General features: G+C 44.3%; 17 protein-coding genes. 10 read left to right on the top strand and 7 right to left on the bottom strand.

The annotated features are described in order from the left end of the window. The first annotated feature begins 1 nt into the window (after nt 1). Nucleotides 2-1,351 carry a tetratricopeptide repeat protein gene (locus AC27HD_RS06845; RefSeq protein ID WP_032096300.1) on the top strand — a complete coding sequence of 450 codons (1,350 nt, stop codon included), beginning with the start codon at nt 2-4 and terminating at the stop codon, nt 1,349-1,351. Nucleotides 1,352-1,496: 145 nt separating this feature from the next. On the opposite strand, the gene AC27HD_RS06840 is transcribed toward AC27HD_RS06845, so the two are convergent. The 5 genes from AC27HD_RS06840 to AC27HD_RS06820 all read right to left on the bottom strand — a co-directional run bounded on the left by AC27HD_RS06840 (nt 1,497) and on the right by AC27HD_RS06820 (nt 8,875). Next, nucleotides 1,497-2,591, bottom strand: coding sequence for a response regulator (locus AC27HD_RS06840; protein WP_349378078.1), 1,095 nt, complete (start codon nt 2,589-2,591; stop codon nt 1,497-1,499). After that, nucleotides 2,581-5,193, bottom strand: a complete 2,613-nt coding sequence (locus AC27HD_RS06835; protein WP_487104601.1) for a hybrid sensor histidine kinase/response regulator — start codon at nt 5,191-5,193, stop codon at nt 2,581-2,583. The genes AC27HD_RS06840 and AC27HD_RS06835 overlap by 11 nt, the downstream gene beginning before the upstream one ends. Then, nucleotides 5,190-6,362, bottom strand: a complete 1,173-nt coding sequence (locus AC27HD_RS06830; protein ID WP_487104599.1) for an FIST signal transduction protein — start codon at nt 6,360-6,362, stop codon at nt 5,190-5,192. The genes AC27HD_RS06835 and AC27HD_RS06830 overlap by 4 nt, the downstream gene beginning before the upstream one ends. A 293-nt stretch (nt 6,363-6,655) precedes the next feature. Continuing rightward, nucleotides 6,656-8,227: an AMP-binding protein gene (locus AC27HD_RS06825; RefSeq protein WP_487104598.1), complete on the bottom strand. Its 1,572-nt coding sequence runs from the start codon at nt 8,225-8,227 to the stop codon at nt 6,656-6,658. A gap of 138 nt (nt 8,228-8,365) precedes the next feature. Further along, nucleotides 8,366-8,875, bottom strand: coding sequence for a hypothetical protein (locus AC27HD_RS06820; RefSeq protein ID WP_487104596.1), 510 nt, complete (start codon nt 8,873-8,875; stop codon nt 8,366-8,368). 89 nt (nt 8,876-8,964) lie between these two features. Between AC27HD_RS06820 and AC27HD_RS06815 the strand changes: the two genes are divergently transcribed. The 4 genes from AC27HD_RS06815 (at nt 8,965) to AC27HD_RS06800 (ending at nt 15,995) form a co-directional block, all read left to right on the top strand. Then, on the top strand, nt 8,965-10,152 hold the full coding sequence (locus AC27HD_RS06815) for a PQQ-dependent sugar dehydrogenase (RefSeq protein ID WP_487104594.1): 1,188 nt from the start codon (nt 8,965-8,967) through the stop codon (nt 10,150-10,152). A 415-nt stretch (nt 10,153-10,567) separates the two neighbouring features. Beyond that, nucleotides 10,568-13,378, top strand: a complete 2,811-nt coding sequence (locus AC27HD_RS06810; RefSeq protein WP_487104592.1) for a bifunctional aconitate hydratase 2/2-methylisocitrate dehydratase — start codon at nt 10,568-10,570, stop codon at nt 13,376-13,378. 249 nt (nt 13,379-13,627) lie between these two features. Continuing rightward, entirely contained in the window at nt 13,628-15,421 is a 1,794-nt protein-coding gene (locus AC27HD_RS06805; protein ID WP_487104590.1) for a response regulator, read from the top strand. 169 nt (nt 15,422-15,590) lie between these two features. Continuing rightward, a complete protein-coding gene (locus AC27HD_RS06800) occupies nt 15,591-15,995 on the top strand; it encodes a hypothetical protein (protein ID WP_032096305.1) in 405 nt (134 codons plus the stop codon). Between the two features lie 77 nt (nt 15,996-16,072). Here AC27HD_RS06800 and AC27HD_RS06795 read toward each other — a convergent pair whose 3' ends face one another. Continuing rightward, a complete protein-coding gene (locus tag AC27HD_RS06795) occupies nt 16,073-16,915 on the bottom strand; it encodes a DUF4198 domain-containing protein (RefSeq protein WP_052010200.1) in 843 nt (280 codons plus the stop codon). Between the two features lie 161 nt (nt 16,916-17,076). Between AC27HD_RS06795 and AC27HD_RS06790 the strand changes: the two genes are divergently transcribed. From AC27HD_RS06790 to lysC, 5 genes are all read left to right on the top strand, one after another. Continuing rightward, on the top strand, nt 17,077-18,033 hold the full coding sequence (locus tag AC27HD_RS06790) for a DNA ligase (protein WP_152561548.1): 957 nt from the start codon (nt 17,077-17,079) through the stop codon (nt 18,031-18,033). Between the two features lie 158 nt (nt 18,034-18,191). Then, nucleotides 18,192-19,625, top strand: coding sequence for a membrane-bound lytic murein transglycosylase MltF (gene mltF, locus AC27HD_RS06785; protein ID WP_487104587.1), 1,434 nt, complete (start codon nt 18,192-18,194; stop codon nt 19,623-19,625). Between the two features lie 189 nt (nt 19,626-19,814). Continuing rightward, entirely contained in the window at nt 19,815-21,563 is a 1,749-nt protein-coding gene (locus AC27HD_RS06780) for a hypothetical protein (RefSeq protein ID WP_487104585.1), read from the top strand. A gap of 98 nt (nt 21,564-21,661) precedes the next feature. Then, entirely contained in the window at nt 21,662-22,114 is a 453-nt protein-coding gene (locus tag AC27HD_RS06775) for a DUF192 domain-containing protein (protein WP_032096307.1), read from the top strand. Nucleotides 22,115-22,177: 63 nt separating this feature from the next. After that, nucleotides 22,178-23,527, top strand: a complete 1,350-nt coding sequence (gene lysC, locus AC27HD_RS06770) for a lysine-sensitive aspartokinase 3 (protein WP_032096308.1) — start codon at nt 22,178-22,180, stop codon at nt 23,525-23,527. A gap of 183 nt (nt 23,528-23,710) precedes the next feature. Here lysC and AC27HD_RS06765 read toward each other — a convergent pair whose 3' ends face one another. After that, nucleotides 23,711-24,292, bottom strand: coding sequence for an SOUL family heme-binding protein (locus AC27HD_RS06765; RefSeq protein WP_032096309.1), 582 nt, complete (start codon nt 24,290-24,292; stop codon nt 23,711-23,713). Nucleotides 24,293-24,399 lie beyond the last annotated feature (107 nt).

Genomic DNA, 24,399 nt, shown 5'->3' with positions numbered 1-24,399 from the left:
CATGATGAAGAAACAGGCTAGGCCTTTATCGAGTATTTTGCCAAGCATGCTGCTTAGCGCTGCAGTATTTACATTTACTGTCGTTGCGGTATCTGCACCAAGTATGTTTGTTGCAACCGACGCACACGCTCAAGAGCAAAAAGCCAGTGAAAAGAAAACACGCCGCGTACCTACGCTGCGTGGCAAGGTATATGAGCAACTATCGCGCGCGCAAACGGCAGCGGATGAAGCGGGTAACGTTGATGAAGCTATTGCTATCTTAAAAGAGGTAGAAGACAAGTCTGATTCAATGAATTCATACGAAAAAGCGATGATGTACAACTTTTTCGGCTTTATTTATTACAACAATGAAGACTACGACAAAGCGCTGGCATCTTTTGCAAAAGTAGTAGAACAGCAGCCTATTCCTGAAAAGTTTGAAATGACGACGCTTTTCAGTTTGGCACAGCTTAATCTGATGCAGAGTAATTACGACGATACTATTAAGTACATAGAACGTTGGGAGTCGCTCAACTCAGGCCCAGTTCCACCAAAGAACAAAGTGATTAAGGCCCAAGCGTATTATCAAAATAAGCAATACGAACTTGCGGCAGACTGGATTACTCAGGCCGTTGTCGACCACGAAGCTGAGGGGATGTTACCTGATGAATCTTGGTTGATCCTTCAGCGCGCTGTGTTTTATGAGTTAAAGCAGCCTGAAAAGGTGAAAGACGTACTGGTTAAATTGGTAAAGCTGTTCGATGAGCCTAAATATTGGATCCAGTTAGCCGGTATGTTCGGCGAGCTTGGCGAAGAGCGAAAGCAGTTAGCTATTATGGAAACTGCCTATCAGCGTGGTTTTGTAGAGTCCTCTGCCGACATATTTAATATGGCACAGCTTTATTACTATCACAGGGCACCGTATAAAGGTGCGAAGCTGATGGAACAAGCTATGAATGACGGCGTGCTAGAGAAGAACTTGCGTAATTTAAAGTTCTTAGGTCAAAGCTGGTCACTAGCCAAAGAGCAAGACAAAGCCATTCCAGTCATGATGCAGGCCGCTAATTTGGCTGACGATGGCGAGCTTGACGCACAACTTGCGCAGATATTGCTCAACGAAGAGCGCTGGGATGATGCTATTGATGCTGTTGATAGAGCCATTGAAAAGGGCGATTTGAGAAACCCAGGCCTTGTGTATTTGGTAAAGGGCATGGCGCTGTTTAACAAAAAACAGTATGCATTGGCGTTGAATCAACTTGCAGAGGCAGAAAAACACCAGAAGAGCCGCGCTATGGCGCAGCAATGGAAGTCTTTTGTGCAGGGTGAAAAAAATCAGGCAGAGCGACTTGCTGAAGAGTTAGGTGCAAGCTAGATTGACCAAGGCACTAGCTAGACCAAGGCACTAGCTAGACCAATGTACGCTAACTGTAATCGTTTTTAGCTACTTATTAAAACACTGAAAAAGACCACAAAGCAGACACTGCTTTGTGGTCTTTTTGTTTTGTGGTGGACTGGTATTAGTATTGTTCGTCGGGTAAAAAAGTAGCGACCGATGGCATTATGCCTCTGGCTTCAAGACTGTTCCAATAGGCTTTGGTTTTGAGTAGGTCTTCTTGTATATCCAAAAATACGTCTACCAAGTTGGGGTCGAAGTGTTTACCGGACTCTTTAAGAATATAATCAAATGCTTCTTCATTAGCCCAAGCCTTCTTGTAGGGACGCTTCATGGTAAGTGCATCAAACACATCAGCAATAGCGACTATTCTTGCGCTAAGTGGAATATCGCTTCCTTCAAGACCATTTGGGTAACCAGAGCCGTCCCATTTTTCATGGTGGCACAACGCAATTTCAGCGGCCATATCAAACAGTGGGGTCTTACTTTGGGAAAGTATCTTATGACCTATTGCAGCATGGGTTTTCATGATGCTCATTTCATCAGCGTGAAGCTTTCTAGGCGCCTTTAATATGTTATCGGGAATGCCTATTTTTCCTGTATCGTGCATGGGCGCGGCCTGAGCGAGCAGGTTTGCACGGTCATAGTCCCATCCACTGGCTAGCGCTAGACATTTACTGTACGCGGCCATGCGCCATATATGATGGCCTGTGTCGTTATCGTTGTAATGCCCCGCAGCGGCAAGCATAGTAATAGCGCTTTGCTGACTAAGCTGTAAGTCAGCAGTGCGTTGTTTTACTAACTCCTCTGTCGTTCGCATTTGATGGGCGAGGGAGATATGCGTTTTTACTCTGGCTAGGGTGATACTGGGGGAAATGGGTTTGGTAATATAATCGATTGCGCCTAATGCGAAGCCTCTTTCTTCATCCGCCGCTTGAATCAGTGCCGTGACAAAAATAACGGGTATGTCTAATAATCGCTTATCTGATTTAAGTCTTCGACACACCTCGAAACCATCCATTTCAGGCATCATGACATCAAGTAAAATAAGATCTGGTGTGTATTTTTGTACAATTTTTAGTGCAATCTTCCCTGATGGAGCCACTTTTATATCGTAAAAAGCGCCCAAGATCCCGCTAAGTAAATCTATATTCGCAGGCTCGTCGTCAACCACGAGTACGCTAAATTGCTTTTTGGTTACCTGCAAATTACTTCTCATTACTTAGTCTTTCCAATAGTTGATCTGAAAACTCAAGTGCGTGTTCAAAATCGTACACAGAGCAAAGCTGCTGTATATTGTCGATATAATCGAGGTGTTCACTATCGCGGTACTCTCTGCGTATGTCTTCGATTTGCATTATTGCTTGAGCGTCAAAAGATTCCAACAGCAGCATGAGCTCTTGGATACTCTCTATCAGTGGCTGCTTCGCTTCTTGTGATGAAGCTACCGCTGGAACCGCTGCCTCAACTTCAAGGGTATGGACGATAAGACGAAGGGTGGCGTCGAGGTGTTGAGATAGGGTGACAATCGCATGCTTGATACCTTCTTGCGACTCAAAGTGTTTATTGAGTAGCTCAACTAAGTAACGATGTAGCGAAAAAGCACCGATTCGTTTTGTATCATCTAGCATTTGGCTTATCAGCGGCGAGCCCGCCGGAATGGTGTTTTCTGAACTCTCAGCAATATCGAGCAATGTTGTTATTATGGAAGGATGCTTGTAGGCGTCATAAAAACTACTTAACGACGTTAAAAAAACATTGTCAGCGGGCGGTGCTTTGATGTCTGTGTAACCTGAGTGAATATGTTTATCGATGGCATGGATAATGAAATCTGCTATAGCAGGCTTCACTAGGTATTGGCACATCCCAGATTCGAAGGCCTTCTCTCTCGCTGCTACTGATTCATCGGTACTTAGCGCAATAATGGGAGCCGACCACCCATCCTTCATGGAAAGTCTATTAGCAACCTCTTGCCCCGACATATCAGGTAAGTGGCAATCTAGCAGTATGGCATCGAAGTCACTCTCATCACACACAGCGAGAGCTTGTTCTCCGGTTAATGCAGAGGTTACTTTCATACCAATGTTTCGCAGTATTTGCTGACTTATTTCAATGCTTATCGTGTCATCGTCAACAATAAGAACATGTTTGCCGGTAAGACGCCTTTTACGCCACTTGTTGGTTTCTAGACCGTCGCGATGAAGGTTTATTTTATGGTCATTTGATGGAGAAAAAGTCGCTAAGAGGTCTAAATCGGTAAAGGGGAGTTCAATGACATCAATGTCTTCAACATGGGCGTTTTTGAGCTTGTTCATTACGTTCACTTTTGCACGAGAGCTTATTACTGTGCATAAGTTGAGGTGTGTAAACTCACCCATTTTCAATTGAGTGATAAAGCGTTGCCATGCTTCATTGCCGTCAGGTAAAAAAATCACCGATGTATCTGCACTATCTGGAAGTGTATCTTGGGTACTGTCTATAATTTCACAATCGATGTGCAGTCGGTGCAGCGTTTGTTTTAAAATTACGCATCCTTGGGCAACAGACGGGCAGCTTTTGATGCATAACACTTTCTTAGGCTTTGCTTTAGAGGCAAGGCCTGAATCAAGGTTTGAAGCTAAATCTGAAGCCAAATCTGAATTAGCTATAGATGCTTGGCCAGTGACAAGGGGGGAAGTGATAGTATCTTTGATAATAGGTAAAGAAAAATAAAACTCGCTGCCTTTTCCTTCTTCGCTGGTGAAATCTAGCTGGCCGCCCATGTGCTGTACAAGACTTTTACAGATAGTAAGCCCTAACCCTGTTCCACCAAATTGTCGGGAAATAGATGTGTCGGCCTGTACAAAAGCGTCAAACAGCTTAGCCTTACTATTTTCGTTGATTCCCATGCCGGTATCAGCAACGCTAAAAAACACATCTTCAGCCCGTGCTGATATGGTCATTATAATAGTGCCGGTGGAAGTGAACTTCACTGCATTGCTTAACAGGTTAAGCAACACCTGATAAATTTTCTCACTATCACCTATAAACGGCTGGTGTGGGTCTATGCGTATATCGAACAGCAATTGAAGGTGCTTTTCGCTCGCTTTTATCTGGAACACATGAGCCAATTTTTCTATTGTATCGGTTAGTGAAAAAGTGTCATTAGCAACGTCAATTTTGCCTGCTTCCACCTTTGATAAATCTAAAATATTGTTGATAAGGTCGAGCAAGTAGGCCGCATTCTTTTTTACCTTTTCTAGATAAGCCTGTTTGTTTTCTGCATCTTCAGTATCGAGTGCCAAATGAGTGAGGCCAATGACGGCATTCATAGGCGTTCTTATTTCATGGCTGATAGTGGCTAAAAATTCACTTTTTGCCTTATTTGCACTTTCTGCATCGTCCAGTGCGCGCTGTACCTTTCTTTCCACTGCTTTTTGTTCATTCGTCAGTTCAAGCATCATTTCTGATAGCGTGGAAATGTTGGCAAGATTATCTTTGATAGGAGGCTTGTTCTGATCGACTAATAGCAAGTTCACAGAAGAGCGCAGTGTATCCACTACTTTCTGTTGCACCACTAGCTCATTGCGTATTTGTTCGTTTGCGGCAAAAAGTTCTTTAGAGCTAAGTTCTAGACTGCGCTCGCGCAGCGTGATATCACGCTCGTGAAACTGATAAGAATCGTCTACCCGCTTGATAAGGTGTTTTAACCCCCGTTGTAACGCATGTTGAGACATTTCACTGGTTTGTGTGTCATCTAAAGACGATAGCCATTGCTCAAGCTGTTCGTTGCTTTTCAATCCGAATGCTTTTCTCAGCTGGCGAGTGAGCAATGAGTTCAAGAGGTTGCTTCCTGAATTAGCGTCATTGACATGGTTTGATTGTAAAGCTTGCTATCAGATTGATTATTAAAAGGGCAAATTTCGCCGTAGGAATAAAAACCAGCAATGCAGGTGTTCGTCGGTAAATGTTCCTGCACACACTCCAGCTCCTCTTCAACGCGGTCGCCCATCACCAGCTTTCTGCCAACACAGCTGGTCACTAATGCCACGCTATGTGCTGGCTGAGAATTCGGGGCTGTTAAGGCGTTAGACACGGCGAGTTGTGCGCCATCAATCAGGTTGTCGGTAGAAGCGTGCATAAGCCTTACGTACTGCATTTCTTCCACATCTCCGGCGAGTATTAAACTGCCATCTTCTTCATTAATGCCAAGTATGGTGCGGATAAGGCCAGTCCCTTTTTGATCTTCGCCGATTACCTCTAATGGAAACAGTAAGCCATTTGCAGGTAAGTCTGCGGCATATTCACCCAGATACTCTTTGTAGATAGCTAAAGCTGGCGTGTTGTCCAATTCGTAGAGGACATTTTCTTTGGCTTTTGTAACGCTGCGAGACGGGCCGAAAGAGCGCCATCCGCCCGATGCGCCATAGCCAAAAGATAGGTTGTCGCCATAAAAGCATACCGCCACCACGGTATCCTCGCGTATACCCTGAGGGCTAATAATATAGGTCTTTTCAAAAGAGGCGTTATCGCCAGCGAGGCCGCCACTTATTTTTACATCACTGGAAAGTGAATGCGCTAGCCCGTGAATAAGTGCCGAGCCATTAATGGCAAGCCCTGGTGCTAGTGCGTAAATACCCTTTAAACCTTCCGGCTTGATGTGTTGTCCCAGCTTTTCTCCGGTATCAAAGGAATTTTGCATACTGGTAAGTGTTGAGGTGTGAACCTTTACTGAGCTACCGAATTCAAATTTCATAGCAATCATAACGATAGTGTCGTTTGAAACTTGGTCGGAGTTAATTTCACCTGCCGTACTACAACCCACAATGTTAGCTGTAATATGGTTCAGGTCTTCAATAATCGTGCTGAAGCGTTCCGTTGGACGTGAGTTGTCTTTGAAAAATGCCGGTGCGGCATAAAGGATAATCAAAGAGGGATTAAACTGTTCTAGCGCGCTCTGATGAGTTTTGATTTCTTCAAGCGATTCAAAGGTAAACGACGTGGAAAGCATAGGCGGTAATCTTTTATATTATCTATAGGTTATTTATAGTGATAAATGCTACTTGCATCAACTTATTACCGCTTATTGTCTCGTTTTTAATTAGGCCAACTCGCCCTAATGCTGAGAGGTTAAATTCGGCTGCTTAGATTTAGGGGTGTTACAGAGCAGCGGTATTGGGAAGGGGAAGTGAATTAATATGGCATGAGTTAATGTGGCATGAGTTAACACGGCATGCCTCTGAAATCGTCAGCGACATGCCATAGTTCGAGGTAGAGTTAATCTCTGTCTCTTACCCTTTAATTTTAACCTTTGTCTCTAAGTTCGCGGCGAAGAATCTTGCCCACCGTCGATTTAGGTAGCTCTTCTAAAATCTCAATAGACTTAGGTACCTTGTAGTTAGTGAGCTGCTCTTTACAAAAGGCGGTAACGTCTTCCACTTTGATATCGTTACTCACGGTAATAAAGGCGCAAACTCGTTCACCTGTTTTCTCATCTGGCTTGCCAACTACCGCGGCTTCCATAACGTCGGGGTGGGAGGTGAGAATTTCCTCTATTTCATTGGGATAAACGTTAAAGCCTGAAACAATAATCATGTCTTTAAGTCGGTCGACTATTTTTATCGCGCCTGAATCAGTGCGTACGCCTATGTCGCCGGTTTTAAAGAAGTTGTCTTCAGTCATTACTTTTGCAGTTTCATCGTCGCGCTGCCAATACCCTAGCATAACCTGCGGGCCTCTTACTGCGATTTGGCCTGACTCTCCCTCTCCAACAGGTTTATCATAACTGTCGAGCAATGCGACTTCGGTATCTTCAAGCTCATGCCCAACGGTGCCAATTTCTTCCTTCCCAGGGATGTTAAACGATACCACTGGTGCAGTTTCAGACAGGCCGTATCCTTCCGTAATAGTATTGCCGGTAACCCCTTTCCAAATAGAAACCGCTGCTTGGGTTAATGCAGTGCCGCCTGACATAGTTAGGTGTAGTTTTGAGAAGTCGAGTTTAGCAAATTCAGGGTGGCGACCTAACCCAACAAATAACGTATTAATGCCAGCAAAAGCCGTTATTGAATGTGGCTTAAGCGTTTGAATGAAGCCATCGATATCTCTTGGGTTCGGGATAAGTACAATTTGACTGCCTTTTGAAAACAGCGCCATCATGCACACCGTAAAGGCGTATATGTGGTAAAGCGGTAAGGGGCACACGACAACTTCTTGGCCGTCTTTAAACTGCTGACCTATTCTGTCGAGCATTTGGATGCAGTTGGCTAACACGTTATTGTGGCTCAGTGCCGCCCCTTTACTTACCCCCGTGGTTCCGCCGGTATATTGCAACATGGCCAATTCATCTTTTTCTACCGCTGGGCGTTTGAACTCTGCGGTTTTAGCGCCGGTCTCGATGGCGCTAGATAGTGATACTGTGCCTTCGATAGACGGTGCCGAGCTAGGATCTAGCAATTCGGTGGCAGACGTTGCAATAACAGTGCGAATATTGGTATCGCTTTTAATTGCGTCATACTTAGGAAGTAAGTCGCTAAGAATAATAAGTGCTGTGGCGCCGCTGTCTGTAAACTGGTGCTTCATTTCACGCTCAGTGTAGAGCGGGTTGGTATTAACCACCACCAGGCCAGCACGAAGGGCTGCGTACACTGCAATAGGGTTTTGTATAAGGTTTGGAAGCTGAATCGCAACACGAGAGCCAGGCTCAAGCTTGGCTTCATTAACAAGGTAACGGGCAAGTGCGGATGATTTCTCATCAATCTCGCTAAACGTAAGCGTTTGCCCCAGTGCAGTATATGCGGGTCTATCAGCAAACTTCGTTAATACACTTTCGATATAATCAGCTAAGCAGGTTACGTTTTCTGGATAAGTTATCATATTGCTTGTTCCTAATAAGGCGCAGTTATTCAATAATAGCGTAACATTAGCAAAGTTAACTTTTCATTTACATCTTTGTTGGTTTATAAATTATTATAAATAAAAGTAATGTTATTGTTGGTGAACTATCACTGCGACTTAGCGTAAGCGGCCGTAGACTAAGCCAGATACAAAGCCAGCAATGCATTGAGCTGCAATGCCTAGGTGACTTCTAGCGCCTGCTATAAGTGTCACATCTAAAATAGGCTGCATAGCTGCTAGCATAATTAAAAAGCCGATAGCGCCTGCGGCGGCAAAGACGCCTGCGGCGGCAAAGATGCCTGCGGCGCCAAAGATACCTGCGGTGCCAAAGATGCTCGCGGTGCCATTTTTTGTCAGAGTGAGAGCGCGCCTTTCAAGGAGGCTGTTAAGTCTACTTGCGATGAAAAAGCTTAGCGTCAGTGTGACTGCAATAATGGCACCGTAGGTTGGCAGTAAACCAAACAGATCGTCTACCACCATGGACAGCCACTCAGGCGCAGGAATATCGATGTTAAGTGCCGTCAATTCAAACAGTACAAAGTGAGAATGTAATACGCTAGCGAAAACAAAAGCGATAATCCAAGCAGGTGTAAAACGAAAAAAAGTATGTCGTAAAAAGGCGAGCATTAAGCACCATATTGAGAGTGTATAAATTTAGCGTATGAAACGGGTATACCATGATAGTGTTATTAAAGAAACCAATCGCGAGAGTGAATATGAAGATAACGAGCGCACTGATTGTAGCCAGTACAGTGCTGATAGCGTGCTTGCCTATAAGCATAAAGGCCCAAGAAGCCATATCGGAAAAGTCACAGCCAAAGGAGTTATTGCTTAAGGAGCCAGCGTCAAAAGAGGCATTGCTCAAAGAGAGCCAATATTCAACAAACGTAGTCATCGATGGGCTTTCATTTCCTAAGTCCATTGAAGTACTGCCTGGTGGGATTGTCTTGGTTACTCAACGTGACGGACAGTTAGCCATTATCAGTGAATCAAATGCGCAATCTAGAGTTAAGGTTAGCCTGCCGGGTCTCTATATCAAAGGACAAGGAGGCTGGTTAGATGTTATCCCCGCTGACGATTTTGATACTTCATCGACGCTGTTGTTATCTTACTCAAAAGGAACAGACTCAGAGAATAAACTGGTGGTGGTATCTGGCCAGTTTTCCTCAGCATCCGGTGTCACGAATATTCAGCCAGTGTTTGAAATTAATACGTTTAGAGACACCCCTGTGCACTACGGCGCTAAATTGCTAAGTTTAGGTAATGAGGAATACCTGCTGACCTCTGGAGATGGTTTTGACTATCGGGAGCAGGCTCAGGTAGTAAGTTCGCATCTTGGAAAAGTACTGGGTTTTACTATCAACGGTGAGCCACTCGCTAATGCGCCTTTCCCTGAGAGCCCGTATGTTTATACCTTAGGGCATCGGAATCCCCAAGGGCTCGTTATCACCCAAAGTGGCGATATTTTACTTAACGAGCACGGGCCAGATGGTGGCGACGAAATTAATAGAGTAACGCGTGGTAATAACTATGGGTGGCCGGTGGTGACTTTAGGCGTTGATTATTCAGGTGCGCAAATCTCCCCCTTTGATCGCTATGACGGCATGGTAAACCCACTGCTTGATTGGACACCGTCAATAGCGCCCTCATCAATGGCTATTTATAACGATGGCGGATTCGCGGTTTTGAAAAACACGGCGATTGTTACAGCACTTAAAACAAAGCGCGTATACGCGGTACCATTAGAAAACCTGAAAAAAGGCAGCATGGTGAAAGGCGCGAGATTGCTGCTAGATAAAATAGAAACTCGCCTAAGAGATGTGGCAATCGATATTAACGGCGACATTCTACTTCTTACCGATGGGGAGAAAGGGAAAGTCATTAGAATTTCGCCTGTAAACTAGGCGGTGCCCTAATAGGGATTAACAAGGCCCGATGGCACTTTATTGAGGTGTTTTGTGTATTATTTGAACTGGTACAACCATAACCAGCAAAAATGTCTGACATAAATGTAACACCATTGCTTATTTAGCGCGTGAGAGTGGATTGAGGGATTTATGCACAAAGTGTTGCCCTTAGTTTTCGCAAGTGCATGAATAATAGAAAGTAAATTTAGGTTTTCCCATCTGTGGTACATCGTTAACGCGGTTGCGGCTAGTGTTAATGTTAGCGAAACACGACAGCTGGCCACATGGTCTGATTTACTTCAAAGATTACGTAACGAGCAAAAATCAGTTAAAATAAGCATCAATTTTATATGCGTATAGCTAAGACCGACTTAACACTACGCCCACGTAAAACTATGACCGAGAGAACCCTATGAGTTTGTATTCAGAATATCTGGCAGAAATCGAGACCCGTAAAGCGGAATTAGGTCTACACCCTAAGCCCATTGATAGTGCTGATTTACTATCAGAAATCATTGCTCAAATTAAAGACACAAGTAATGAGCATCGCGAAGATTCTCTTAAGTTCTTCATCTACAACACCCTTCCAGGCACCACTAGCGCTGCTGGCGTAAAAGCGACTTTCCTGAAGGAAATTGTGCTTGGCGAAGAAAAGGTTGATGAAATCACGCCTGAGTTTGCATTAGAACTTCTTTCTCATATGAAAGGTGGCCCGTCTGTTGAAGTGCTTCTTGATTTGGCACTTTCAGATAACGAAACGGTTGCGAAGCCAGCTGCTGAAGTAGTGAAAACACAGGTTTACCTATACGAAGCTGACACAGAACGTTTAGAAGCGTCTTTCAACGCAGGCAATGCAATAGCAAAAGAGATTCTAGAGAGCTACGCAAAAGCAGAGTTCTTTACTAAATTACCTGACGTTCCAGAAAAAATTGATGTTGTCACTTACATTGCTGCAGAAGGCGATATTTCTACTGATTTACTGTCTCCAGGTAACCAAGCGCACTCTCGTGCAGACCGCGAGCTACATGGTCAGTGCATGATTACCCCTGAAGCACAGCAAGAAATTGTTGAGCTAGGTAAAAAGCACCCGAATGCCAAAGTCATGCTAATTGCAGAAAAAGGCACAATGGGCGTAGGTTCTTCGCGCATGTCTGGTGTGAATAACGTTGCACTTTGGGCCGGTGAGGCAGCAAGTCCTTACATTCCATTTGTAAACAAAGCACCAGTGGTTGCAGGTACTAACGGTATCGCTCCAATCTTCTTAACAACCGTAGACGTTACTGGCGGTATTGGCTTAGACCTTAAAAACTGGGTTAAAAAGACGGATGCTAGCGGTGAAGTAGTTCGCGATGCTAATGGCGACCCAGTGCTAGAAGAAGCATACTCTGTTGCTACTGGCACCGTGCTAACTATCGATACTAAAGCGAAGAAGCTGTACAACGGTTCAGAAGAACTTGCTGATATATCAAGCGCTTTCACTCCGCAAAAAATGGAGTTTATGAAAGCGGGTGGCTCTTACGCGGTAACGTTTGGTAAGCAGTTACAAACTTTTGCAGCGAAAGTGTTAGGTACAGACGTACCTGAAGTGTACGCGCGCTCCAAAGAAGTATCAGAAAAGAACCAAGGCCTAACGGCTGTTGAAAAAATCTTTAACCGCAATGCGGTAGGCGTTAAATCTGAGACCCCGCTTCACGCTGGTTCAGACGTTCGCGTTAAAGTAAATATTGTAGGCTCACAAGATACAACCGGTCCGATGACATGCCAAGAGCTTGAATCAATGGCAGCTTCAACGATTTCTCCGCTTGTAGACGGTGCATACCAGTCTGGCTGTCACACAGCATCGGTATGGGATAAGAAAGCGCAAGCTAATATTCCTAAGCTTATGTCTTTCATGAATAACTTTGGTGTAATCACGGCACGTGACCCTAAAGGGGTTTACCATGCAATGACTGACGTAATCCACAAAGTATTGAACGACATTACTGTTGACGATCGCGCTATTATCATTGGTGGTGACTCACATACTCGTATGTCGAAAGGTGTCGCGTTCGGTGCTGACTCGGGTACGGTAGCGGTAGCACTGGCGACTGGTGAAGCGGCAATGCCAATTCCAGAGTCGGTAAAAGTGACGTTCAAAGGCGGAATGAAGAGCCACATGGACTTCCGCGATGTTGTTCACGCAACGCAAGCGCAAATGCTTAAGCAATTTGGCGGTGAGAACGTGTTCCAAGGTCGTGTTATTGAAGTGCAAATTGGTACTTTGCTTGCTGACCAAGCGTTCACGTTTACTGACTGGACGGCTGAGATGAAAGCGAAAGCGTCAATCTGTATCTCAAATGATGAGACGATGATTGCGTCACTAGAGCTTGCTAAAACACGCATTAAGATCATGATCGACAAGGGCATGGACAACGATGCGAACATGCTTCAGGGTCTTATCGACCTTGCTGATAAGCGTATTGCTGAAATCAAGTCGGGCGAAGAGCCGGCTCTTGCACCCGATGACAACGCAAAATACTACGCAGAAGTGGTTGTTGATTTAGACCAAATCGACGAGCCAATGATTGCTGATCCAGACGTGAATAACGATGACGTTTCTAAGCGTTATACCCATGATGTTATTCGCCCTGTGTCTTTCTACGATGGCAAAACCGTTGATTTAGCCTTTGTTGGTTCTTGTATGGTTCACAAAGGTGACATGCAGATTATCGCTCAAATGCTTCGCAATTTAGAAAAGCAAAATGGCAGTGTGTCGTTTAACGTACCACTTGTTGTTGCACCACCAACATACAACATTGTTGATGAGCTAAAAGCGGAAGGCGATTGGGATATCCTTACCAAGTACGCTGGTTTTGAGTTTAACGACGATAAGCCAAAAGAGTCTGCGCGTACTAAGTATGACAACATCATGTACCTAGAGCGTCCAGGATGTAACCTTTGTATGGGTAACCAAGAAAAAGCAGAACCTGGTGATACGGTTATTGCTACTTCAACGCGCTTGTTCCAAGGTCGTGTTGTTGCCGATTCTAACGAGAAGAAAGGTGAGTCACTACTAGGCTCAACGCCATTGGTAGTGTTATCTGCCGTGCTTGGTCGCTTCCCAACTATGGACGAGTACAAAGCGGCGGTTGAGGGTATTAACCTAACAGACTTCGCACCACCTGCTGAAGATATGGCCGTAGCGCCTAAGTTCACGCCAGACGTAGCGATTCAAAACGTATAATCTAAAACGTTTTATTGAAATACAGCTAACTTATAAAAAGCCCCAGTTTTGGGGCTTTTTTTTGCTTTTCTGTTACGTTCTGACCGGCGTTTACGTAAAGAAAGAATGCCTCTATATAGCATCGATATGTAGCATCGATATACAGCATCAATCACGCCACTTACCGTGACTAACGACTAATTTACATATTAGCCTTTTCACCTATACTCAAACGCATACCGATTTTTAAGCGTTGGATAACTGGTTTTAATGGCAAAAGCATTTGTGGACAAAGCTCCTGTAGACAGAGCTCCTGTAGACAGAGCCCCTATAGATAAAGCATCTGCCGATAACGCACCTACGGAAAACGCTCACCTAAATAATTCTGCTGACACAGTAACACTGTCACTTCGCAAAACCGGTTTTCGACTAATGCTGGGGTTTTCGCTAGTTATTATCGTGGTTATTGCGGTTGCCCGCCCTGACAATATTGTTGTTGCGCTCGGTATTGGTATTTGGTGTCTTATCATGTCTTGCGCAGCGCTGTATTTTTCAGACCTTGACGCATCAATTGCGAAGCTGTGGGCAATAGTTGCATGCCCTATTGCACCTTACCTAGTTGTAAGTAATGGCCTTTTACCGGCATCCTTGCTTCCCTTGATGACGATATTTCCCATTGTGTTTCTTTCTGGCAAATGGCGAGTGGCTTCTATGGCAGTGATCGCAGGCAGTACCTTTCTTGTACCGTTTTACGAGGGAGAATACGACCATGCGGTATGGGTAAGGTTATGCATTACAAATGTTGTGGTATCAATACTTATCTATCAGTTGGTGAGCCGATTGGAAGCTGCATTAATTGAAAGTAATGCCAAAACAATAAAACTTAACCACGCTCTTGCGCAAGAGCGAAAGGCATCTGCAGCACAGGCTCGCTTTTTAGCCACTATGTCCCACGAAATACGTACGCCCCTAAATGGAATTCTTGGGCTTACTGACGTTGTGTTGTCTAAAGAAATAAGCGAAAGCGCTAGGCCAAATCTAGAGCGAATTCAACAGTCAGGGATATCGTTAAATCGTATATTAAACGATGTATTGGATGTCTCGAAACTCAATGCGGGAAAGCTTTCTCTAGAATCAACGCCGGTAAATTTAGTTTCCACGGTGCAATCCTGTGTATCGTTTTATTCTCAACTTGCGCAAAACAAAAATATTGCCCTTAACTTAAGTATTGCTGATGACGTTAGCGCCCACGTTTTCGGTGACGCAGTTCGCTTATCGCAAATACTGAATAACCTAATTAGTAACGCCATTAAGTTTACGCAACAGGGGAGTGTATCTTTAGTGGTTGAGTGTGTTACTGCCTCATCCCGTGAGCAAGCCGTAAAGTTCTCTGTCATCGATACTGGAGAAGGGATAGAGCAGTGTGAGCAAGCCGATATTTTTGGCGCGTTTACTCAAGCAAATAGCAGTATAAACCGCACTCATGGAGGAACAGGCTTAGGCCTGCAAATTGTGAAGAGTTTAGTCGAGGCAATGGGCGGCAATGTCACCTTACGCAGTGAAAAAGGTAAGGGGAGTGATTTTAGCTTTGTATTAGCGTTCACCTTGCAGGATGAAACAGTGAATAGTGAGTTAGAGCCAAAAACAGAACCCGTAGAAAGCCCTCTTTTCATTGGCCAAGAAATACATGCTGAGGGTATGAGTAAAGGCTCAGTGCTAGTGGTCGATGACAATGAGATTAACCGAGTGGTAGCGCAATCGTTGTTAGAAGACTTAGGGGTAACTGTTACGCTTGCAAGTAGTGGGCATGAGGCGTTAACTATTGCGGCTCAACGAACATTCGATTTGATTTTAATGGATTTACAAATGCCAGAAATGACGGGTGCAGAAACAACAACGGTACTACGAGATGCAGGCGTTACCGCACCCGTTATCGCGTTTACGGCATCAGTAGTGTCAGATGAGATAGACAAAGCACTCTCATCGGGAATGAGCGGGTATATAACCAAACCCGTGGACAGCAAAGCGCTGTCTACACTCATTGAACGCTATGTTTTTTCTTGAAGAAGCTGTCTTTTCTAAAATCTTTCTTGTCTAAATAGCTCACAGACCGCTGCAAAAATGTACAACAAAGATCAACACGCCCATGTTTAAATTAAACATTAGTGAGTTAATTTATTTCACGCTTTCTATCGACTACTATTGCATTGGTATAGAACGATAAAGGTTGGCGATGCAGAAGAAACTAAGCACCCTATCAATATGTTATGAAAATGGGGTTATAACCAGCAAGCTTTACGGCATTTTTAATGAGCGTAGTGCAGAAGAGTATCGCGAGCACCTTTTTAAGTTAGTCATGGGTTTAAACATGAAACCTTTTGCTTTGCTTGCAGATATAAGCGAGGTTGAAGGGGCAACGCCTGAAGCGTTTGATATGGTAAAACACATTGTAAATCGCCTACCTGAAATGGGACTAATAGCCAAGGCGTATGTATACAAAGGCCCTGTTATCCGTGGAATGATGTTTCAAAGAATCCCTGAATTGAAACTTATGGATTATTTGTTTTTCACCGATTTTGATGAAGCGTCACAATGGCTATCCAGTGAATACAAGCAAAAGCTGTCGGCCTCATCCTAATTAGGGCAGGTTGTGGTTTGATCTCCGCCACTCAATATCGAGATGGCGGATTGAAGCGTCAGCGCACTTTCATTGCATTATTTTTCACGGTTTACTGTAAACGTAAGACTTGAAAAGTACGTCTCAAAGTCAGCTTTGATATTACTTTGAAGCGGCACTCCCCACACGCAATTTAGTTTAACTGCGCCAGACTCTTTGAATGTAAATGTAGCTTGCCCATTCTCATCAGTGAGGAATGATTGGGTTTCGTGAGTTGCATTTTTAAGAGGAACTGAATCTATTAATGCATCTTGTAAAGGCTTGCCTTTGAAAAGCACTTGAACGGTGAGGGTGTTATCTTCGCCTAGTGTGAAAGGGTGGCTAAGGGGGACAATTTCTAGTGTATGACCAATAGGCTTGGTAACGTTGTCGGTAAGTGTTTCTCCCACTTGGACAATCGCTTTTGCTTTTCGGGAGTACAGCTCTTCTCCATCGTAACCTTCAAGGCCTTTGTCTTTTCTATATTCAACAACTTCTTTAAGCCCTTCCTTTTTAGCGTAGTCGTTAAATTTGTCTGCTTTTAGTACGCTCACACTGTGATAGCTTTCAAAGCCGATAATATAACTGCCTGCTTGCAGCGTAGAGGTTTTAGCCACCCCCGGTAGCAAGCTAGATTTGGGAATAATGCCTGCTGCCATATCCTCAACTCCTGTTGAGGTGTAGTTGCGAAGAGCCACTATTTTATCCCACGTTAAATTCCAGCTATCAATGTCTTCTTTATGACCTACTTTAAACTGCACTGCTACTGGCGATGCCTCCTCAAAATGAAACTGCGTTGGCTCAAGCCAAAAGTCATGGGCCAATGACAATGGCGCGTAGGCTGCTACCGTGAGCGCGGTTAGGCTGTTGATAACTGCTTTTTGTATTTTAAATGCTTTCATATATTCATATCCGTTTTCATTTAATTCGCTCCACCTTAATTCCATTCACTGATTTGTGCAAAGTTAAGGAACAACAGGTAAAACCCACCTGAAGCACAGTATATTAAATCTCTAATATCAATACGCTGAACCTGACTAAACAGTTTTTTAAGGATTGAGGCTTGAGCACAAGTAAACGAGGGAATGCACTGGCATTTATGCCATGCAAATTAGAACTGGCATTATTTTTAGAATGGACATTAGGGGTACTGGTATGGATAGCAGCGGTCGCAAGCGTCAGTGCCGAGACGCTCGGTGATGTTCATCAGCGCGCACCTACACAGACGGCAAATTTATACACCGCGTCTCACCATACTGTAGCACTTAGTGATTATTTGATAAGTGAAAAGCTTGATGGCATTCGTGCAAGATGGACAGGAACAGAGCTTCTAACCCGAAAGGGTAATGTTATCCATGCTCCAAAGTGGTTTACGCGGGCTTGGCCAAACACTACGTTAGATGGCGAACTGTGGTTTGCTCGAGGTAAGTTTGAAGATACAGCGTCTATTGTGCTTACTGACATTCCTGACGAGCGCTGGGAAAAAATAAAATTTATGGTGTTTGATATGCCGCTGCTCATGCAGCCTTTTGAACAAAGAGCGCAAGAGATAAAGCGACTTACTGACGAAGTAAACAGCCCTGCGCTACTGGCAATGCCTCAATTTGTGCTGCACACCCATGAAGCTTTACAGGCTAAGTTAAATAGTGTAACCGATGCCGGTGGCGAGGGGCTTATGCTTCACCATCGGCAGGCTCGATATGTTGATGGTCGCAGCGCCCATTTACTTAAACTGAAGCGCCATCAGGATAGCGAGGCAAAGGTCATTGCCCATATTAAGGGAAAGGGCAAATTTAAAACCATGATGGGCTCGTTGTTAGTAGAGCGGGGCGATGGCGTTCAATTTAAACTTGGTAGCGGATTTTCAAACAACGAGAGGCAACACCCGCCAGAGATTGGTGAGTGGGTTACGTATAAATTTTATGGGTATACCAATTCGGGAAAACCTCGTTTTGCCAGCTTTATGCATATTCGCCCTGAAAAAGATTTGCCAGAAACTTCAACGGCTAATGTTAACTAGGGCGTGTGATTGAAAGGTAGTGTGAAGTGAACGCGCATATTACCGCTAAATTGCAAAATAGAGATATGTGCTATACGGTTGTATTTCTTAACTAGCGCCTTGCTCAAACTGGTAACGTTGCTTTTGAAGCTTAAGACAGGATAGATAAGGTAGTCGTAATGCAGTCTTTATGGAAAATGTTGTTTTTCGCTGTAATCGTTTTTTCACTTGCCGCATGTGAAAAGTCACCGAATGGCAGTGAGGAAGATAATTCTGCTGTTCATACTGAGCAAAAGACCGGAAAAAAGCCCGAAAATTCAGATATCGCATCAAGTGAACTCATCTCACAAATTAAGGCGTCAGGCGTCTTAAAAGTGATTACTCGAAATGCTCCCACCACATACTTTATAGGGCGAGATATTCTGCCTAAAGGGCCAGAGTTTGATATGGCCGAAGCGTTTTCCTCTCATTTAGGTGTTGAGCTAGAGGTAATTGAAAAACCCTCTATACAAGCGGTGATAGCAGCGTTGAGAAACAAAGAAGGGCATATTGCTGCGGCGGGACTCACTCAAACAAAAGCAAGAGCAAAGGAGTTTGTGTTTGGGCCTAACTATCAAGACATTACACAGCAGGTGGTTTGCCGACGAGATAATGTCCAGCCAGAAACCATAGATGAGTTAATAGGGCTTAACATAATGGTGGCTGAGGGCACTGCCTACAGTGAGCGACTTAAAGAGTTACAGGAACAATACCCAACGCTTAGTTGGGTGGAGAGCTCAGAATTATCCACCGAGCAAATTCTTTACAAGGTATGGCAGAGGGAAATTGATTGCAGTGTGGCCGACTCCAATATTGTTGATCTTAACCGTCGATACTTCCCAGAGTTAATCGCTCCTTTTAACCTTGCAAGAAGCGAAAATTTAGCGTGGATGTTACATAAATCTAGCGCAGGACTCAGTGCTGAACTCGATAACTGGTATCTCGAATACGAAAAAAGCGGTCGTTTAGAGAGCATGTTAGACCAATATTACGGTTTTTTTGAGGTGTTTGACTATGTGGATACGCGTACGTTTATTCGCCGAGTTGAAAAGCGGTTTCCTGAATACACGCAGTATTTCAGCGACGCTGCAACAAAGTACAAATTACCCTTTCACTTATTAGCGGCACAAGCGTATCAAGAGTCCCATTGGTTAGCTGATGCAATAAGCCCTACAGGTGTTCGCGGTATAATGATGCTGACACAACAAACAGCCAAAGAAGTAGGGGTGAAAAACAGGCTAAATCCTAAGCAAAGTATATTTGGTGGCGCGCGCTACCTTGCTAAAATCAGAACCTACCGATTTGTTGATGAAGTGAAAGAGCCTGATCGCACTTGGCTTGCGCTAGCCGCATATAACGTAGGCCGTGCACATTTACACGATGCGCAAACTTTGGCGCGCAAACTTAATTTGAACCCCCATAAATGGGCCGATATGAAGCAAGTATTGCCCTTACTTAGCGAAAAGCGATATTACAAAGATTTACGCTATGGCTACGCCCGCGGTACAGAGCCTGTAAGGTACGTGCAGCGAATTCGTGAGTATCAGCATATTATAGAAAATGAGTTAGATTAGGGTGTACATCGTGTAGGGTAAAGAACAGGGACTAAAGAGCATTGAGCCACCGCTATTTGTTAACTGTGATAGGGCACGCTTATTCGGTATATTAAAGGCGGTTTACTGTCCTGTTAGTGCGGGTATGCATGTAACCAAAACGCGCAATAAAGCACTCCATCTAAACACGTCATCAAAATAAAATAACAAATGGAATTGAACTTGGACCATCCAAACTATGCTAAATACTCGCTTTACGAGCTAAACGATGCCTTATCAAATATCGATAAAGAAGCGCATCCAGAGCGTGTGAAGCTGATACTAAAAGAAATTGCCTCACGACACGATAGCCCAAGCGTGCAGCAAGAGAATGCCGGGCAACTTAGCCAATCACAAAACGGCTTCACACCTCTCGTGGAAACACTCCATCCAAACTGGTTTATTCGATATTGGCGGGGCCAGGTATCGCTGCCAATGAGCTATTGGGTTGTTGGTATTGCGACGTCGCTACTCATCTATGCTTTTAACGCGCTAATAGCAGTGGCAATGGAGCAAACAACGGCTAAGTGGCAGTTAGGAGGGCTTTCTCTTTTACTTTATACGTTTATTATTACTGTCGTTACATGGCAGTCCGTTGGTCTATTCAGAACCGCCTTAAAGCACCCTTTGCGAACGGGCCGTTCAGGATGGGCAAATGTTGCGATTATTATGCTGGGTATTAGCTTACTTACCTTTTCATTCACCATGTATAACACGGGGTTTCCACTGATAAAGGCCAGTATTGAAATGCTGGTGGGTGATGGACCCTATGAAAAAACCGAATTCAGAGTACTCAATGATGGCTATGATTTGGAGCTAATGGGTCACATCGAAATTGGCTCAAACGAACTGCTCAAAGAGCAATTTGCACTGTATCCAAACATAAATCGCATTCACCTTCATAGCCAAGGCGGTCGAATTCTTGCTGCAATACGCATGATGGATACCATTAAACGCAGTGGTGTAGAGACTTACGTGAAAACTGAATGTGCATCCGCCTGCACCTTACTTTTTGTTGCCGGGGCAAAAAGAACGCTTGGTGAAAATGGTAAGCTCAAGTTTCATGCGCCTGGTGTTGGGACTGCATCGGCCCACGACAACACAGAGCTCGGCGCTGATATGAAAAAAGCGTACGAGGGCGAAAACCTTCCTGCCTGGTTTATTAAAAAGGTAATGCGTACTCCTAACGACACATTTTGGGTACCGACGCCCCAAGAGCTACTCAATGCCAACATTGTTAACGATATTGTAGACTCAAGTTTATATCCAATAAGCGGTTTAGGGTCTGATTCTTCGATAACACCAGCAGAAATAGAGTCTGGTCTTTTAACGCTAGATTTTATGGTAGCGATGAAGCAGCACGACCCTGACGCATACCAGCGAGCCATCGACATTAATCTAGCCGGCATGCTGACGGGTAAAAGCCAAAACCACATTAGCAATGAATTTCGGGTCTTGTTGTACGATGAGTTATTGCCAATGTATCTTTCGACAGCAAGTGATGAGGCAGTGGTTCAATTTTGGCACTCGCAAATAGCCCAAATGAAAGCGCTGCAAAAAGATTTTCCCCTAGCGTGTGCCTCGTTTACGTATCCTGAAGAGGTTCCTGACGAAAACAGCTATGGCAATGAAGGAACCGTTTCTCCCGAACTGAGGGCACAGGAGCAAGACGCGATTGCTGCGTTAATCCGTACTTATCAAGAAGCCCATCTCGTCATGGATGAAGAGACTCAGCAAGAGTATATTCAAAAGGTGCTAACTATTATGCGCGAACAAAACGACTCCTACATAGATGTGGTTGCTTCTGCCGCGTCATATGTGGATGAACCTGAGTTGCTATGCGAAGTGTCAATTGCGTTAAATGAAGCATTTTTATCTTTTGGCGTTGCAACGAGTGCACCGTTACTGAGAAGTTTTTGAGGTAACTGCACCATTGGATGTTACCCAGATTAGTGTATAAACTACTTATCCAATAATAAGTCGAATTTGGCGACTTTTTACGCTTATAGGAACGTCTAATGGACAAGCTTCTCTTTGTATTAATAGTTATTTGCTTATCGGCTGGTTGCGTGCAAGCGCAGGTGGACCCTGTCGCTAAAATGAATGAAGTCAGTTTTGATCGTATCTCAATTACCATGGGTGATAAAAAATACGACGTTCAGTACGCAAAAACCTTTGAGCAGCGTGCTCAGGGGCTTATGTTTAGAAAAGAATTATGTGAAGATTGTGGAATGTTTTTCACCTTTGATACCGCGAAGTACGCGGGTATGTGGATGAAGAACACTTTTATACCCTTAGACGTAGCATTTATCGACAGAAACGGTGTCATTACTGATATAAAACCTTTGATGCCTCATAGCCTAGAATCTGTAGGCTCATCGAAAAAGGTACTGTACGCACTGGAAATGAACCAAGGGTGGTTTGCCAATCACAACGTGAAGGTTGGAGACCAAATAACAATTCATCGTTAAGCTGCGCTATATCAATGCGCAGTACGCCAGTGAAAAACTGGTGCTAATCTGGAGTTAAATAAAGTGACAAATGCCTTATCGATAGCTAAGTTCGGCGGAACCAGTGTTGCCAATTATACTGTAATGCAAAACTGTGCTCGAATTGTTGCCGGTAATAAGAATACGCGTATCGTTGTGGTAAGCGCATCAGCGGGCGTAACTAACCACTTGGTTAGCTTGGCTCATACCCCTATGACGCAGCAGCAGATAGATGAAACATGCCAAGCTATCACTGACATCGAGCTTGCCATACTCGACAAGTTACAAGACAAACCGTCGGTAGAAACTAAGCTGAATGATCTTCTAGAGGAAGTCCGCGCTTTAGCGTTTCACGAAGAAATTTTGCATCGCAATGACTTAAAAGACCAATTGCTTTCAATGGGCGAGCGAATGTCTTCTCTTATGTTTTCATCGGTACTTGCTGAGCAAGGCGTGAAAACGATAAATTTTGACGTGAGAAAAGTACTGCGCACGGACAGCGAGTTTGGAGAAGCGGCGCCACACATTGAGCAAATTGCCACTTTGGCAGAGCAGCTGCTTGCACCTGAAATTGAAAACGCCATTGTGGTAACACAGGGTTTTGTCGGTGCAGACGAAAATGGCAACACCACTACGCTTGGGCGAGGAGGTTCTGACTTTACCGCTGCGCTTCTTGCAGAAGCTATGAATGCCGAAGCTTGTGAAATATGGACCGACGTTATTGGTGTATACACCACAGATCCCCGCATAACCGATACCGCACGGCCACTGCCTGAGTTAAGCTTTGAAGAAGCGGCTGAAATGGCCACGTTTGGTGCTAAGGTACTTCACCCTGCTACAATGGAACCGGCGCTGCGCAAAGACATTAAGGTGTTTGTAGGTTCAAGCAAAGAGCCTGAGAAAGGCGGTACTTGGATTGTTCGCGACTGCGAATTTGAGCCGCCCTACCGAGCGATTACACGCCGTAAAGAGCAAGTGATGGTGACGGTGAAAACACCTAAGATGATGTACGCTCAGGGCTTCCTGCAGCAGGTGTTTGCTATTATTGCCAAGCATAAGTTAAGTGTTGATTTGGTGACGACATCTGAAATTTCTGTGTCATTTACGTTAGACAACCCGGCTAACTCTGTTGCTCAACGTCTTAATAAAGAGACCATTGCTGAATTAGAAACAATTTGTGACGTTACCGTTGAGAAGGGTTACGACTTGGTCACAGTGGTAGGTAACCACATGCAAACCGCGGTGGGTGTCTCCAGTAAAATTTTAGCTGCGGTATCAGATTTTAATCTACGCATGATCTGCTTTGGCGCTAACCCGCACAATTTGTCGTTTTTAGTTAACGAAACGAATAGCGATGACGTGGTGAGAAAACTTCATAGAGCGCTGTTCGAATAGGATTTCCGTGTAGGGTAAGTACTCACTATCTGCTCTGTACTTGTGGTTAAAAGCCTGTGAGTAAAAGCTTGTAGGTAAAGCTTGTAGCTAAGAGCGAGTAGTTAAAAAACACATCAAAAACGGCCCTTTTTCGGGCCGTTTTTTTATCTCTCTATAGCCATGCAGAGCGCTACTTACACTGCTTTATTTTACCGGAACAATGACCTCGTGACGTTTATTCCAAGGTAGGGTAAATGGTGAGTCGTAGCCTAGGTAACTTGGTTTACCGGCAATGTCATAACCCTGTTCCTTAAGTGTTCTCAGTAGCGTTTCGGCATATGCCTGTCGCTTATCGTCATTGTTGAATCCAGAGTAGCGAATTACTGCCACTTTTCTTGGTGGAACTTCAACTAATGATACCGCAGGGTGTGAGGGGACGGGCGCGTTATCCACGTTGTATTTACTTGGCAGGAAAAACATCATGGTGTTTTTTGAGGTAACCTCAACGGGCGACGTCATGGCGATTTTTGCACTTTCTACCTGTTCGTTACCCACTTCTACCGGTGATGTCATCGCAATTTCACTGCGTGCTTTGTTTTCACCAGAGATGTAATTAAATAAAAGCCTAAATGCGCCATTGTCGCTGCTACCCTTCGACATTACCGCAAGAGAAGCAGGGTACTCTCTCACTTCAATTTCCTCTGCAAGAGAGTCAATCGTTTTGTAGGCGATGGTTTCGCTGTCTTTATAATAGGTTTTATCGGCACGGGCGGAGAAGCTAGACATGAGTAATCCACAAAGTAAGGTAAGCGCTAGAAGTTTCACGGTGATGCTATACGTTAGTGATATTTGCAGTTTATACGCTGTTGCATCGGTATTTGGTCACATAGCTG

This window comes from Alteromonas sp. 4NS20-0143 (assembly GCF_057542855.1).
The sequence above is the reverse complement of the archived record's forward strand: the minus strand, read 5'-3'. Positions and strand labels throughout refer to the sequence as shown.

Bases quoted from the DNA above. Each gene is read 5' to 3' on its own strand.
- AC27HD_RS06815 (WP_487104594.1), top strand. From the start codon at position 8,965: ATGAAGATAACGAGCGCACTGATTGTAGCCAGTACAGTGCTGATAGCG.
- mltF (WP_487104587.1), top strand. From the start codon at position 18,192: ATGCAGTCTTTATGGAAAATGTTGTTTTTCGCTGTAATCGTTTTTTCA.
- AC27HD_RS06820 (WP_487104596.1), bottom strand. From the start codon at position 8,875: ATGCTCGCCTTTTTACGACATACTTTTTTTCGTTTTACACCTGCTTGG.
- AC27HD_RS06840 (WP_349378078.1), bottom strand. From the start codon at position 2,591: ATGAGAAGTAATTTGCAGGTAACCAAAAAGCAATTTAGCGTACTCGTG.
- AC27HD_RS06765 (WP_032096309.1), bottom strand. From the start codon at position 24,292: ATGTCTAGCTTCTCCGCCCGTGCCGATAAAACCTATTATAAAGACAGC.
- AC27HD_RS06800 (WP_032096305.1), top strand. From the start codon at position 15,591: ATGCAGAAGAAACTAAGCACCCTATCAATATGTTATGAAAATGGGGTT.
- AC27HD_RS06825 (WP_487104598.1), bottom strand. From the start codon at position 8,227: ATGATAACTTATCCAGAAAACGTAACCTGCTTAGCTGATTATATCGAA.
- AC27HD_RS06845 (WP_032096300.1), top strand. From the start codon at position 2: ATGATGAAGAAACAGGCTAGGCCTTTATCGAGTATTTTGCCAAGCATG.
- AC27HD_RS06830 (WP_487104599.1), bottom strand. From the start codon at position 6,362: ATGCTTTCCACGTCGTTTACCTTTGAATCGCTTGAAGAAATCAAAACT.
- AC27HD_RS06775 (WP_032096307.1), top strand. From the start codon at position 21,662: ATGGACAAGCTTCTCTTTGTATTAATAGTTATTTGCTTATCGGCTGGT.
- AC27HD_RS06805 (WP_487104590.1), top strand. From the start codon at position 13,628: ATGGCAAAAGCATTTGTGGACAAAGCTCCTGTAGACAGAGCTCCTGTA.
- AC27HD_RS06810 (WP_487104592.1), top strand. From the start codon at position 10,568: ATGAGTTTGTATTCAGAATATCTGGCAGAAATCGAGACCCGTAAAGCG.
- AC27HD_RS06780 (WP_487104585.1), top strand. From the start codon at position 19,815: ATGGAATTGAACTTGGACCATCCAAACTATGCTAAATACTCGCTTTAC.
- AC27HD_RS06795 (WP_052010200.1), bottom strand. From the start codon at position 16,915: ATGAAAGCATTTAAAATACAAAAAGCAGTTATCAACAGCCTAACCGCG.